This is a genomic window from Pandoraea sp. NPDC087047 (assembly GCF_044745225.1).
Classification (GTDB): Bacteria; Pseudomonadota; Gammaproteobacteria; order Burkholderiales; family Burkholderiaceae; genus Pandoraea.
This window is the reverse complement of sequence record NZ_JBIUZU010000005.1, coordinates 258841-271946: the sequence shown is the minus strand read 5'-3', so window position 1 is coordinate 271946 and position 13106 is coordinate 258841. Positions and strand designations below refer to the sequence as shown.

The following is a 13106-nucleotide window of genomic DNA, read 5'->3' as shown; positions in this document are numbered from 1 at the left end:
GCACCGCGGCGCGCAGCGCCTGTCGTGGAAATGCGACGGGCCGCCCCGCAGGCAGCCCGTTTGACCGTGTGTTTGGACGCATTCCCCTAAATTCGGAATTCGGTGGCGTTGGCGGTGGACATGGCGTGGTCTCTAGCCCAGATCGACGTAGACCTTTTCGGCCTCGATCCGGATCGGATACGTTCTCACGCCGTCGGTCAGCGGCGCGCACATCGCGGCACCGGTTCGCACGTCGAATTTGCCCTGATGCAGCGGGCACTCGATCTCGTGCCCGTCGAGAAACCCGTCGCACAGCCGCGCATTGCCGTGCGTGCACACGTTATCCGTCGCAAACACTTCACCATCCACGCCATACAAGGCAATGTCCCGTCCCGCCACGATCACGCCGATGACGTCATCCTCGGGAATGGCCTCGCGCGACGCCGCCTCAATCCAGTTGCCGCTCATGATGTCCTCCTGTCGGATTCTCCGGTCTTCAGATCGGGTAGATCAGCGAGTTGGGAATCATCTCGCTGTCGAAAATGCATTGACGCGACGCGAACTTCCAGCCGTCGCCCGCGCGTTTGACGATGTCCAGATAGCGCCCGACGCTCAGGATGTCGGTGAGCTGATCCGGCTTCGTGCGAAATACCGCGTAGTTCGCCTCGACATGTAGCCCGCCGTCGTCGAGCAGCCGGATCGACGGCAGCCCGATCACGTGACGCTGGTAGTACGGGTCGTGAAACAACGTGTCGCGAATGCCGTAAATACGGTCGCGCAGCATGCCCTTGCTCTCGAACGAGAGCGTGGCGAGCGGCAGCCCCATCTCGAAGTTCTCGCGCGGCTGAATGCGATAGACGCACTCGTCGAGAAAGAACTCGGGCCAGGCGTCCCACTGCTGGGCGTCGAGCGCCGCCGCGTACGCGGCATTGAGCTCGACCACCGCATGAAATGTTGCAAAGTCCACCATCGAATCGTCTCCTCAAATGCGCCTCATACGCCCATAACGCGGCGCCAATAGGCGTACATGCCGCGAATCAGCGTCTCCGTCACCATATGCTCGGTGTTTTCCACGCCCGTGCCGCCCAGCTCGGCGATCACGCGATGCCACGGCTTCTGCGCGAAGCCTTCCTGCGAACACTCGATGGCCTCGCCGTCATCCGCCGACACGAAGCCCGCCGGGCCGAACAGATTGGCCTGACGCAAACGTCGCTGGGTCATTTCCTCGGTGTCGTCTTCGAAGCCGAAGTGAGTCCAGACGAAATCGAACGCGTCGTGCCCGCGCGGCTGGATATGACGCGTAGACACGGCGTTGACCTGCTGTTGCAGGATCACGCTGGGAAAGAGCGTCATGAGCACGGCCGTCGGCCCGTTCCACCAGTCCTCCTGCACGATGTCGAGAAAGCGCGTGTCGTTCAGCGCCATCGACGCCTTGAAGCTCGACACGCCCGACGTCACCTCCCCGCCGCCCCCTTGCCCGCGCGTGGACACCATCGCCGCGTGACGCCCGTGGGCGTCCATCACCAACCGCGACTTGTTATCGGCGCGCCACAGCCCGAAGGTCACGAACCACGTGTGCAACAGCCCCGGGTGGTACGGGTCCTTGATGTTCTCCTGCATCAGCTTCCAGTTCCCCGGAATGCGCTGCTTGTTGTAGCCGAGCAGTTTGAGCTTGCGTCCATCGAACAGGCGGTCGAAGTACGCGCAGATAGCCGGGCCGAGAAAGTCCTCGAGCGATTCGATGTCGTGATCGAACGACGCGAAGATCACACCGCCGCGCGTGGCGACTTTCAGTCGGGTCAGACCATGATCTTCGGGGTTGAAGTCCTTCGGCATGCCGCCGTTGACCTTGCCGTCCTGCTTCACGCCACGCCGGAATGGCACGCCTTGCAGATTGCCCTTGAGGTCGTAGTTCCATTGGTGGTACGGGCAGTGAAAATCCGTCCGGTTGCCGCGCTTTTCCCGACAGAACTTCATGCCGCGATGCGCGCAGACGTTTTCGACGACGTTGATCTCTGCGCTCGCATCCCGCGTCACGATGACCGAACGCTCGCCGATCACCGTGCGCTTGAAATCGCCCGGATTCGGCACTTCGGCCTCCAGTCCAACGTAATTCCAGTGGTTGCGATAGAAACACTGTTCGAGCTCGCGCCGATGCAGTTGTGCGTCCGTATAGACGCGAAACGGAATGCGGCTCGAGCCTTCGGCAGGCCAGATGTCCGAGGGGGCGTGGCCTGCGGTCGGCGCCGGATCGAGTCCGGTCTGCGGTGTTGTCGTCACGATCGTCTCCAGACGGGGATGCGGGTAGATACGGGAGTTGCGGGGGATGCCGACGAGGCTGAGATGGCCGGGGCTATCGAGCGCTGTCGAGCGCTATCGAACGTCCCGAGGGTATCGGGCGCTCACGCCTCTTTCGCGTAGAACGCATCGGCGTGGAGGTGTGCACGAGGGATGCCGCGCTCGCGCAGCAGACGGGTCGCGGCGTCGACCATCGGCGGTGCACCGCACAGATAGGCGCGCCAGCCGGCGAGTGCGTCAGACGCGGCGAAGTCGGCAGCGAGCGCCTCGGTCACGTAGCCGCGACGGAAGTCCCGGTCTGTCTGCTTCGGCGTTCCCGGTGCGGCCGGGGCATCCGTCGTCGTCACCACATGCAGACGAATGCCGTCGTGGCGCGACGCGAGTTCGTGCAGCCACGCGAGGCCATAGACGTCTGCCGGAGAACGGGCGCCGACATAAATCTCGATGGGATTCGTCATGCCTCGGGCGAGCGCCCCGCGCACGATCGACAACACTGGCGCCAGCCCCGTGCCACCGGCGACGCAGAGCATCGGCCCGTCGTGACGTGTCCGCAGATAAGACGTGCCCAACGGCCCCGACACGCGCACGGCGTCACCCACTTTGAGTTGCTCGGCGACATAGCCGCTCACCGCACCACCCGGAACGCGCCGGATGTGGAATTCGAGCGTGTCGTCGGCGTCAAGCCCGGCCATCGAATATGGCCGAATATGGGCGGGGGTGAATTGCAGCGTGGCGTACTGGCCCGGCGAGAATCTGAGCGGCCTGGCCGGCTTGAGCACCAGACGCTTGATATCGTCGGTCAGCGACTCGACGGCCAGCACCGTCGCCTTGAGAATCTTGGCCGGGTGCACGACGATCTCGTCCACCTCCGGCAACTCGATTTCACAGTCGCTGCGGATCGTGGACTGGCAAGCGAGCACGTAGCGCGCATGCGGCGCGTGCTCTGCCTGTGCGTCGGCCGTCACTTCGTCGCGATGCCGATACTCCACACCGGCCGCCTCCTGCACGTCTCCCGAGATGACGCGACACCGGCACGTGCCGCAACGCCCCGACAAGCAGCTATACGAGATCGGAATCTGACGATCGGTCAGCGCGTTGAGCAGGTTGTCGCCGGGGGCAACGTCGAAGCGCTCACCGAGGGGCTGCACGTGAACTTGCATGGGGACTGTCTCCGTTCGAACGGGCCGCTTCGGGCACCGCATGTGGCGTTGAGACGCCGTTTGCAAGAAGCATCGCGCAAGCGATGATATAAACCAATAGAATCCCGTTTATATCCCCTATAAATTTCAGTGATTTCAGTGACCTCAGACCTTAGCGTCCGCCATCTGACGGATTTACATGCCGTCGATCTGAATCTGCTGGTGGTCTTTCAGCATCTGTACAACGCGCGACGCGTATCGCGAGTCGCGGAATCGCTTGGCGTCACGCAACCTGCGGTCAGCAACTCGCTCGCACGACTACGCAAGTTATTCAATGACGAGCTATTTATCCGCACATCGCGGGGCATGTTGCCCACACCGATGGCCATTGAACTGGCCGAACCGGTAGCCACGGCCCTCGACGCGCTGCACGGGGTCTTCAATCGTCAACTGGCCTTCGATCCGGCCACGAGCCAGCGGGCCTTTCAGATCGCCATGACGGATATCGGAGAGGTTCACTTCCTGCCGAAGCTGATGCATGCATTGGGTGAGCGTGCGCCGGGCATCACGATCAGTACGGTACGCAACACGGCGGTGAACTTGCGTGAAGAGATGGCGGCGGGTCAGGTCGATCTTGCCGTGGGGCATCTGCCGGATCTCTCGACCGGGTTTTTTCAGCGGCGGCTGTTCCGGCAGAAGTACGTGTGCATGTTCCGTCCGGGGCATCCGCTTGAGCGTTCGACGAAGACCACGAGGGCCGCCAAATCACGCACGACCCCGGTGCCCCGCATGACTCGCGAGGACTTCGAGCGCGCCGAACAAGTAATGGTGGTGGCGGCCGGCACGGGCCACGGGCAGGTCGATGAATTCATGGCGCGCGCTCACGTGCAGCGCAACATCCGGCTGCGCGTGCCGCATTTCGTCGCATTGGCCGACATTCTCCATGCGACGGATCTCATCGCAACCGTGACGCAGAAGTTCGCGCAACGCAGTGCGCAGCATTTCGGCTTGCACTACGTCGACCATCCGCTCGATATCCCCGACGTGCAGATCAATCTGTTCTGGCACGCACGGTATCACCGCGAGCCCGCGAGTCAGTGGATGCGCGCGCTGCTATTCGAGCTGTTCTCGGAGTAAGTGACGTTCAACGTGTGGCTTGCGGCGCTCAGCGCCCGTGCCATGTTTCCCAAAGCCCGCGCCAGAAGGCGTTGGCGTTGCGACGCGCGCGCCAGCGCAAATTCGGCAGCGAGACGGCGAGCCATTGCGCGGCGTCGTCGATGCGTCGCTCACCGAAGCGGTGCGGCGCGTCGAACAGGTCGAGATAGGCTTGCCGGTAGTGCCGGACCATGATGGCGTCGTGGTAGTACGTCTCCATCCACTGACGCGAGGCCGCGCCAATCTGAGCGCGTAACGTCGCGCTCGACAGCAACTCCACCAGCGGCGCCTCGGCCGCTTCGAGCGGCACGTCGACCCACGGAAGGTCGTAAGCGCCAGTGAGTCGTCGCAACTGCGCCTGCACGCGATTGTCGAGATGACCGAGCGTCGGCTTGCCTTGCGACAGCGCTTCAAGCCCCGAGAGGTGATAGTTGCCCGTCACGCATTCGTCGAGCGCGATGGCCGCGCGCTGCTTGAGACGCAGACATTCGTCGTGCGGCGTGCCGGTAATGAGCCGGACTTCGCACAATCCGCGGCGCTCCAGCTTACGCAGCAGTCGTAGCGTTTGCGGCGCGCCCTTCGTCTCCCAACGCTTGCGCCAGCCCGACGAGCGGCCGCTGGGCGAGAAAACGACCACGGGACGCCCCGTCTCGCCCGCGCATTCGGGTTGCGGCAGGTATCGCGGATCGTCGAGCGGCACGATGTTCGGGACGACTCGCGCAAACGGATAAAAGCGTTCCGGCCCCTGCGCGATGACCAATTGCGGCAACGGGTCGTTGACGATCCGCTCGCGCATGGCCGCATCGTCGCGCGACCAAAGTTCGGGGGCCGAGTGAAACTGACGGATCAGTTTCTTGTTGCCGAAACGCTTGGGAAAATCTGCGCCGAACGTCGTCTCCATCGGAAATATCTGATGGATGTGAATGACATCGGCAGCGGCAATGACGTCGAGCGCCTCTTCGCGCTGACGCTGCCAGTCGAGGTCGACGGCAAACGTGCGCGAGGCGTACGCCGCGGCGTTGTAGACAACGTGTCGCGCCGCAATATCGGTATGCCGGTTCAGCGCGGTGACGATGTTGCCCGGACTGCCCGCCACCGGCGTGTGGGAGAGGTGGACGACCTTCATACGCGCAGTCTATTGCGCGACTTCTCGGCCGGGTTTACCGGTCGCGGTGACGCAGCTTACGCGCCGTTACGCCGGTAATACATCTGCGCACGCCGCGCCGTCGCCCGTCATTCGGGGCGAGACACCCCGGAATGCAGCATCGGCGCGGGACACGGCGCGATATCGCCGCGCGAAGCGGCCTGCCGAGCGCCCCGCAAAGCCGCCGAGATCGGGCGCACGGCAGTTGCATTTCTTACGCTTGCCGTGACACGCCGGGCGAAAAGAAATCCGAAGCGTCCCAATGCGCCAGGCTCGCGGCACGTCTTCGTCAGGCGTTGAAGCCGCCGTCGATCGTCAGACTCGCGCCCGTCACGAAGCCGGCCTCCTCGCTGGCGACGTACGCCACCATCGCCGCGATTTCCTCCGGGCGGGCGTGACGCTTGAGCGCCATCACCTCGTGCATTGCCGCAGCAAATTCGCCCTCGCCAGGATTCATGTCGGTGTCCGTCGGCCCCGGTTGAACGTTGTTGACGGTAATCCCCCTCGGCCCCAGATCGCGGGCCATGCCCTTGACCAGACCGACCAGCGCCGACTTGCTCATCGCGTACGTTGCAAAGTTCGGGAACGGAATGCGCTCCGCATTGCACGAGCCGATGTTGATGATTCGCCCGCCGTCGCCCATGTGCGCAAGCGCCGCCTGTGACGCGACGAACACGGCACGCACATTGATGTTGAGCATGCTATCGAAATCCTCCAGCGCGAGCTCGGCGATATTCGCCATCGAGAAGACGCCGGCGTTGTTGACCAGAATGTCGATCTTGCCGAGTTGCCGCGCGGCCTCGTTCACCGCGCGAGTCAGCGCGGTGGCGTCGGCCACATCCGCCTGAAGGGCGATGGCCCGGCCGCCCGCCGCCTGAATGCCGGCCACTAGCGTTTCCGCCGCCGCTTTCGATCCGTGATACGTGAAGGCGACCGCTGCGCCGTCGTTGGCGAGCCGTTGCACGATAGCCGCGCCGATACCGCGCGAGCCGCCCGTCACGAACGCCGCCTTGCCCTGAAAATTCGTTGCCATGTTGTTGCTCCACCGAGTGAGTAAGTGCGCACAGTATCGGCCCCGAATTACCGCGCAACTAGACCATAATACCGATCATCACTTTCAACTCGATGGAACAGGTCAGTCATGGACGCCTTGCATCTGATCGAATCGTTCGTCCTCAGCGCGCGCGCCGGCAGTTTCTCGGCGGCGGCGCGTCGCGTGGGCATGACGCCTGCAGCCGTGAGCAAGAATGTGGCGCGTCTGGAGGCGCAACTCGGCTTGCGGCTGTTTCACCGGAGCACGCGCAGTTTGACGTTGACGGCGGGCGGCGAGCGTTTCCTTCTCGACATCGACGGCCCGTTCGCGGCGTTGACCGACGCGTTCTCTCGGGCCTCCGAGCGTGAGAGTGCGCCATCCGGGACACTCAAAGTGAGCGTGGCGCATTCGTTCGGTCGTCAGTACCTCTTGCCGATGCTCGGCGAGTTTCTCACGCGCTATCCGGGTATCGTGCCGGATTGGCGGTTCGACAACCGAAGCGTGGACGTCGTGGGCGAAGGCTTCGATGCGGCGATCGGCGGCGGCATCGACCTCACGCCGGGCGTGATCGCGCGGCGTCTTGCGCCGACGTATGCGGTGATTTGCGCGTCGGCCGACTACCTGGCGGGACGCCAGGCGCCGAAGCATCCGTCGGAACTGGCCACATTCGATGCGGTGATGCGACGCTCGGGCATGTCCGGACGTCTGCGCGCGTGGGACTTGCGCAATGTCGCGGGCGAACGGGTCAACGTCGAGGCCCGGACCCGCATGATCTTCGACGACCCGGAGGCCATGGCGCATGCCGTCGCGCTGGGCTATGGCGTTGCGCTGCTGCCGATGCCGCACGCGGCACCGATGCTCGCGGCCGGGCACATTCAGCGGCTGCTTCCCGGCTGGTTCGACGAGTACGGCGGCGTGTCCATCTACTACCCGAACACGAAGCTGCTGCCATTGCGCACACGCGTGTTCGTCGACCATGTGGTGCAGTCGTTCGAGCAGCAACAACTCGCCGCGCGTTTCGACTGGCAATGGGATGCAACGCAGGGGAAGTGACGATAAAAGCGACGATGCGCGATCAGCGATGCGAGAGGATGTTGAGCAGGCGTCCGAGCGGGTCGCGCACGTAAAAACGCCGCACGCCCCAGGGTTCGTCGGCCGGACCGTATTCGATGGCGACGCCCGCGTCGCACATGCGCAATAGCGCGCTGTCCACGTCATCCACTTCGATGGAAAGATCCGGCACCGGCGTGCCGTTGCCGCCCTCGGTGGCGAGGCTCACCTGCACGCTCATCGTCGACGCGTTGCCGTACGTTGCGATCCAGCCGTGATCCATCAGCAGATCGAGCCCCAGCAGATCGCCATAGAAGCGCTGGGCGGCCTGCAAGGCTTGCGGCGACGGTGCGGCAATATTGGCAACAATGCGATTGACCTTCATCTTCATCCTTACGCAAATCACGCAGTTGGCGAGCCCTCGGAACAACGCTGGAAGCGTAGCACGTAACCCTTTCGAATCCGCTCCTTGCGTTGTGCTCATCCGTGCACTGTAATGAAAGTGTCGTGCCGACGCCGGACTTGGGGGAAGAGAACGCCCCTTGCGTGGGCCGCAAGATGGGGGGTGGGAGATCCGTCATGGACACCACGCGAATCGCGTTGCGCGCGATCATTTCAGCGGCGTTTGTCGCCTGCGGGCTGGGCGCCGGCGCAGCATGCGCCCAATCCACCTTTCCTCCTCCGGCCATCCAGGCCGAAGCGGCGGTCGGCCAGAAGATCGCGATCTGGGAGCAATCCAACTACAGCGTGCTGTGCCGCGATCTCGGCACACCGACATTCCAACTCGAATCGAAGCCGGCATTGGGCGAAGTCATGCCCGAGTGGCTCAGCTACACCGTCCCGACGGGCCAGCGCTGCGAAGACATGAAATTCTCGGGAATGATCGTCTGGTATCAGGCAGGTCAGGTGCCGGGCACCGATGTCGTTGTCTGGCGCGTTGGCTTCCCGCGCGAATTCGGCACCCACACGCCGAACACGGGGGATCACCGCGTAACGACGACGATCGTCATACGCTAAGACGAGTCGTCTTTTGTGAAAAAACCCCGGCACGCATCGCGATAGCGGGGTTTCTCCGAGAGGGTGACGCGTCAGGCGCGACGCCTTCGATACGTCACATATTCTCGATCATCACATTGCCGAAGCCCGAACACGACACTTGCGTTGCGCCTTCCATCAACCGCGCAAAGTCGTACGTCACCTTCTTCGACCGGATCGATTTTTCCATCGACGCGATGATCAGGTCGGCCGCTTGCGTCCATCCCATATGACGCAGCATCATCTCGGCCGACAGAATCTCCGATCCCGGATTCACGTAGTCCTTGCCCGCATATTTCGGCGCGGTGCCATGCGTCGCCTCGAACATCGCCACCGAGTCGGACAGGTTCGCGCCCGGTGCGATACCGATACCGCCCACTTGCGCGGCGAGCGCGTCGGAGATGTAGTCGCCATTCAGATTGAGCGTGGCAATCACGTCGTATTCCGCGGGGCGCAGCAGGATCTGTTGCAGGAACGCGTCGGCAATCGAATCCTTGATGGTGATCTCTTTGCCCGTCTTGGGGTTCTTCACCCTGCACCACGGGCCGCCGTCGATCTCTTTCGCGGCGAATTCCTTCTTCGCCAGTTCGTATCCCCAATCGCGGAACGCACCTTCGGTGAACTTCATGATGTTGCCCTTGTGCACGAGCGTCACCGTGTCGCGATTGTTGTCGATCGCGTACTGAATCGCCTTGCGCACCAAACGCTCCGTGCCCTCGCGCGACACCGGCTTCACACCGATCCCCGAGGTCTGCGGGAAACGAATCTTGCTCACGCCCATTTCGTTCTGCAAAAACGCGATCAGCTTCTTCGCGCCCGGCGATTCGGCTTCCCACTCGATGCCCGCGTAAATGTCTTCGGAGTTTTCGCGGAAGATCACCATGTTGATCTTCTCGGGTTGACGCACCGGCGACGGCACGCCCTTGAAATACTGCACCGGACGCAGACACACATACAGATCGAGCTGCTGACGCAGCGCCACGTTCAGCGAGCGAATGCCGCCACCGACCGGGGTCGTCAGCGGGCCTTTGATCGACACGACATAGTCCCTGACGACCTGAAGCGTTTCATCGGGCAGCCATACGTCCGGGCCATAAATGCGCGTGGACTTCTCGCCCGCATAGATCTCCATCCAGCTGATCTTGCGCTTGCCGCCATAGGCCTTTTCCACGGCCGCGTCGACAACCTTGAGCATCACCGGCGTAATATCCACGCCCGTGCCGTCTCCCTCGATGTACGGGATGATCGGATGGTCCGGTACGTTCAAGGAGAAATCTTCGTTGACGGTAATCTTCTCGCCGGCCGGGACAGTGATGTGCTGATACGACATGGTGTGACTCCCACGGAATGGATCGAATGGCGTGCATCGGATTGCTTGCGTCGGACGGCATGAGCGGATGACGCGTCACCGCTGTGCGCGCAGCTCAGCCATATTGTAGTCATAGCGTGCTGATGTGCGTGTGACACAAGGCCAAGTCTTATATAAGACATAAGACTGATGTTGCCGATTATGCATTAATATGTCGGCGCTTGGCCAGATTCCCCCCGCCTATCCCTGTATGCCCCTGTCTTCCCCGGTATGACACTTCTCGCACTCAATAAACCCTTCGGTACGATCTGCCAATTCTCGGCGCACCCGACACGGCCCACGCTCGCCGAGTGCATCGACCGCCCCGGTGTGTATCCCGCGGGACGGCTCGACGCCGACAGCGAGGGACTGCTGCTGCTCACCGACGACGGACGTCTACAGGCGCGTATCGCGGAGCCCGAGCGGAAGCTGCCCAAAACCTACTGGGCACAGGTCGAAGGCGAGTACGACGAAGCAGCCGTCGCACGTCTGCGCGGCGGCCTCGATCTGGGCGACTTCGTCACGCTGCCCTGCGAAGCGCGCGAAATCCCCGAGCCCGAACCGCTCTGGGCGCGCAATCCGCCGATCCGTTATCGGGCCAGCATCCCGACGCACTGGCTGGAAATTACCCTCGTCGAAGGCAAGAACCGCCAGGTGCGGCGCATGACGGCGGCCGTCGGCACACCGACGCTGCGGCTCGTGCGCGTGGCCATTGGCCCGGTCGACGTCTTTTCGTTGAACCTCGCCCCGGGACAATGGTGCGAACTCCCGCAACAAATACTTACACTTTCCGGTCAACGCAGTCGTCGTCCATCTCGTTGAGGGAACAGGTGCGCAACATATGCACCACTAACTGAAACGAGGAAACCAAATCATGAACAAACTGCTGCTTGCACTGACCGCCGGCCTGCTCGTGTCCGGTGCCGCGATGGCCCAACAATCGGCGCCGGCAACTGCGCCTGTCGCCCCGGCGGCGCCCGCAGCAGCAGCGCCTGCTACGGCCGCACCGATGGCAAAGAAGGGCACCGCACACAACAAGAAGCATCATCACAAGAACACCGGCAAGAAGACGACCAGCCAACCGCCGGCCGGTAACAAGCCGTAATAGTTGCTATCGAAAAAATCCGCGAGCGGGTTGTCAACCGATGTCCTGAACGGACGTTAAAGGAGATGACTCACTTCGCGGGTCAACGAGTACACCACCCAAACATCGAGCTTCAACGAGGAATCTCATGAAAAAACTGATCGCTGCCCTGGTCGCTGGCCTGTTCGCAACTGGCGTGTTCGCCCAAGCTTCGGCTCCGGCCGCTGACGCAGGTGCCGCTCCGGCCGCCGCAACCAAGCCGGCTGCCAAGAAGAAGTCGACGCATAAGAAGTCGACCCACAAGAAGTCGGCAAAGAAGGCTGCCGCTGCTGAAGCTCCGGCGGCTGCCAGCAAGTAAGTACCGCGTCGCGCAGCCCGGCTGCGCAACGCACGGTAACAGGCAGGTTGCTCATGCAACCTGCTTTTTTTTCGCCCGGCGGCTACAATGATTCGCCACTCGTCTGGGCGCTTATTCGACCGCTTTTTTGACGTTCGCCCCGATCTTCTCAGGAGTCATTCGTGATCCGGATTTCACGTCAACTGGCCGCGCTCGCCGCCAGCGCTACGCTTACCAGCATCGCCGCCGTCATGGCACTCGCTCCGGCCAGCGCCGCTGCGCAAATCAAGCAGCCCGGGGATTTCCCGAGCGTCCAGCTCTCCGCCGGCATGTATCTCATCAAGGCCGAAGTCGCCGCGAATGAGGCCGACCGCGAACAAGGCTTGATGTACCGCACGACCATGCCCGCCAACGCCGGCATGCTCTTCGTGTTCGAGCAGAGCGCCGGGCACTGCTTCTGGATGAAGAATACCAATCTGCCGCTGTCCATCGCGTTTCTTGCCGACGACGGCACGATCGTGAACATCGAAGATATGGCGCCGCAGACCGAAGACAACCACTGCCCGCGCGCCGCCGTGCGTTACGCACTCGAAATGAATCAGGGCTGGTTCAAGAGCAAGAACATCAAGCCGGGCTCGAAGATTTCCGGCCTGCCGCGCTGATCCGTCTGCCGCTGCTGCTTTCGACGAGCGGCGCTCAACGCGCGCCGCTCGATATCGCCAGCGCATCTCCCAACGAGTGCTCGAGAAAACGGTCCAGCAGCCAGGGATCGAACTGACGTCCGCGCTCGGCGAGCATCGCTGAGACGATCTGCGCCGGACTCAACGCCGCACGATATGGCCGATGGCTGGCGAGCGCATCGAACACGTCGACCAACGCCACGATACGTCCGGCCAACGGGATTCGATTGCCTGACAGCGCGTACGGATAGCCCCCGCCGCCGTATCGCTCGTGATGCGTGCGGGCGACACTCGCCGCCAACTCGCATGCCGCGCCACCGATGGCGCTCAACATGTCCGCCCCCAGTTGCGGATGCATGCGCATCGTCAGCACCTCATCGGGTGTCAACTTGCCGGGCTTCTGCAGAATGGCATTCGGAATACAAAGTTTGCCGGTGTCGTGCAGCGCGGCGGCAATGCCGAGCGCCTGCGCCTCGACGCCGGACAGGCCCAACGCCTGAGCAAACCGCCACGTCAGCGCCCCGACTCGCCACATATGCGTGGCGGTGCCGCCGCGCTTGTATTCCGCCAGACGAAAAAGTGTCCAGGCAGCGGGAGGCAGGCTTCGCATGAGACAGGCGTCGGCCAGCCAATATCGGGGCGTGTCGTCGCGAGGGGCGTCGTGGGTTTCGTCGAATGAGACGCGGGAACGGTGCCCGTCGGTTGCACCGGGCTGCTTGGGCTCCTTGATCTCATCGGTCTCATTGCTCGCTTCGGTTGCATCAGTCGCATCGAACCTGTCGATCGTATTGAGCCCGAATGAATGAATAGGCGTGTGAGCGGCG

16 protein-coding genes are annotated in these 13106 nt (G+C 62.8%); 7 read left to right on the top strand and 9 right to left on the bottom strand.

The window, feature by feature from the left end:
• Positions 1-132: 132 nt before the first annotated feature.
• From ACIPHM_RS11520 to ACIPHM_RS11505, 4 genes are all read right to left on the bottom strand, one after another.
• The gene (locus tag ACIPHM_RS11520) at positions 133-447 is read right to left on the bottom strand and encodes a non-heme iron oxygenase ferredoxin subunit (protein WP_400327908.1); all 315 of its coding nucleotides are present in this window, start codon (positions 445-447) and stop codon (positions 133-135) included.
• Positions 448-475: 28 nt separating this feature from the next.
• Complete coding sequence (locus ACIPHM_RS11515) at positions 476-949, bottom strand: aromatic-ring-hydroxylating dioxygenase subunit beta (protein WP_400327907.1); 474 nt, start codon at positions 947-949, stop codon at positions 476-478.
• Between the two features lie 23 nt (positions 950-972).
• The gene (locus ACIPHM_RS11510; RefSeq protein WP_400328252.1) at positions 973-2196 is read right to left on the bottom strand and encodes an aromatic ring-hydroxylating dioxygenase subunit alpha; all 1224 of its coding nucleotides are present in this window, start codon (positions 2194-2196) and stop codon (positions 973-975) included.
• Positions 2197-2381: 185 nt separating this feature from the next.
• Positions 2382-3437 carry a 2Fe-2S iron-sulfur cluster-binding protein gene (locus ACIPHM_RS11505; RefSeq protein WP_400327905.1) on the bottom strand — a complete coding sequence of 352 codons (1056 nt, stop codon included), beginning with the start codon at positions 3435-3437 and terminating at the stop codon, positions 2382-2384.
• A 138-nt stretch (positions 3438-3575) separates the two neighbouring features.
• Here ACIPHM_RS11505 and ACIPHM_RS11500 point away from each other — a divergent pair, with 138 nt between their 5' ends.
• Positions 3576-4553, top strand: coding sequence for a LysR family transcriptional regulator (locus ACIPHM_RS11500; RefSeq protein ID WP_400327903.1), 978 nt, complete (start codon positions 3576-3578; stop codon positions 4551-4553).
• A 28-nt stretch (positions 4554-4581) separates the two neighbouring features.
• Here ACIPHM_RS11500 and ACIPHM_RS11495 read toward each other — a convergent pair whose 3' ends face one another.
• Together ACIPHM_RS11495 and ACIPHM_RS11490 are read right to left on the bottom strand one after the other, a co-directional pair.
• Complete coding sequence (locus tag ACIPHM_RS11495; RefSeq protein ID WP_400327901.1) at positions 4582-5697, bottom strand: hypothetical protein; 1116 nt, start codon at positions 5695-5697, stop codon at positions 4582-4584.
• Between the two features lie 307 nt (positions 5698-6004).
• Complete coding sequence (locus ACIPHM_RS11490) at positions 6005-6748, bottom strand: SDR family oxidoreductase (protein WP_400327899.1); 744 nt, start codon at positions 6746-6748, stop codon at positions 6005-6007.
• Positions 6749-6856: 108 nt separating this feature from the next.
• On the opposite strand from ACIPHM_RS11490, the gene ACIPHM_RS11485 reads away from it, so the two are divergent.
• Positions 6857-7801, top strand: coding sequence for a LysR substrate-binding domain-containing protein (locus tag ACIPHM_RS11485; protein ID WP_400327897.1), 945 nt, complete (start codon positions 6857-6859; stop codon positions 7799-7801).
• Between the two features lie 22 nt (positions 7802-7823).
• On the opposite strand, the gene ACIPHM_RS11480 is transcribed toward ACIPHM_RS11485, so the two are convergent.
• Positions 7824-8183, bottom strand: a complete 360-nt coding sequence (locus ACIPHM_RS11480; protein ID WP_400327895.1) for a VOC family protein — start codon at positions 8181-8183, stop codon at positions 7824-7826.
• Between the two features lie 194 nt (positions 8184-8377).
• Between ACIPHM_RS11480 and ACIPHM_RS11475 the strand changes: the two genes are divergently transcribed.
• Positions 8378-8815, top strand: a complete 438-nt coding sequence (locus ACIPHM_RS11475) for a hypothetical protein (RefSeq protein ID WP_400327893.1) — start codon at positions 8378-8380, stop codon at positions 8813-8815.
• A 94-nt stretch (positions 8816-8909) separates the two neighbouring features.
• Here ACIPHM_RS11475 and icd read toward each other — a convergent pair whose 3' ends face one another.
• Positions 8910-10163, bottom strand: coding sequence for an NADP-dependent isocitrate dehydrogenase (gene icd / locus ACIPHM_RS11470; protein ID WP_400327891.1), 1254 nt, complete (start codon positions 10161-10163; stop codon positions 8910-8912).
• Between the two features lie 249 nt (positions 10164-10412).
• Here icd and ACIPHM_RS11465 point away from each other — a divergent pair, with 249 nt between their 5' ends.
• The 4 genes from ACIPHM_RS11465 (at position 10413) to ACIPHM_RS11450 (ending at position 12264) form a co-directional block, all read left to right on the top strand.
• A complete protein-coding gene (locus ACIPHM_RS11465; RefSeq protein ID WP_400327889.1) occupies positions 10413-11003 on the top strand; it encodes a pseudouridine synthase in 591 nt (196 codons plus the stop codon).
• A gap of 52 nt (positions 11004-11055) precedes the next feature.
• Complete coding sequence (locus ACIPHM_RS11460; RefSeq protein ID WP_400327887.1) at positions 11056-11286, top strand: hypothetical protein; 231 nt, start codon at positions 11056-11058, stop codon at positions 11284-11286.
• A gap of 127 nt (positions 11287-11413) precedes the next feature.
• Entirely contained in the window at positions 11414-11623 is a 210-nt protein-coding gene (locus ACIPHM_RS11455) for a hypothetical protein (protein WP_400327885.1), read from the top strand.
• 161 nt (positions 11624-11784) lie between these two features.
• Positions 11785-12264, top strand: a complete 480-nt coding sequence (locus ACIPHM_RS11450; RefSeq protein ID WP_400327883.1) for a DUF192 domain-containing protein — start codon at positions 11785-11787, stop codon at positions 12262-12264.
• A gap of 34 nt (positions 12265-12298) precedes the next feature.
• On the opposite strand, the gene ACIPHM_RS11445 is transcribed toward ACIPHM_RS11450, so the two are convergent.
• Positions 12299-12892, bottom strand: a complete 594-nt coding sequence (locus ACIPHM_RS11445; protein WP_400327882.1) for an HD-GYP domain-containing protein — start codon at positions 12890-12892, stop codon at positions 12299-12301.
• Positions 12893-13106 lie beyond the last annotated feature (214 nt).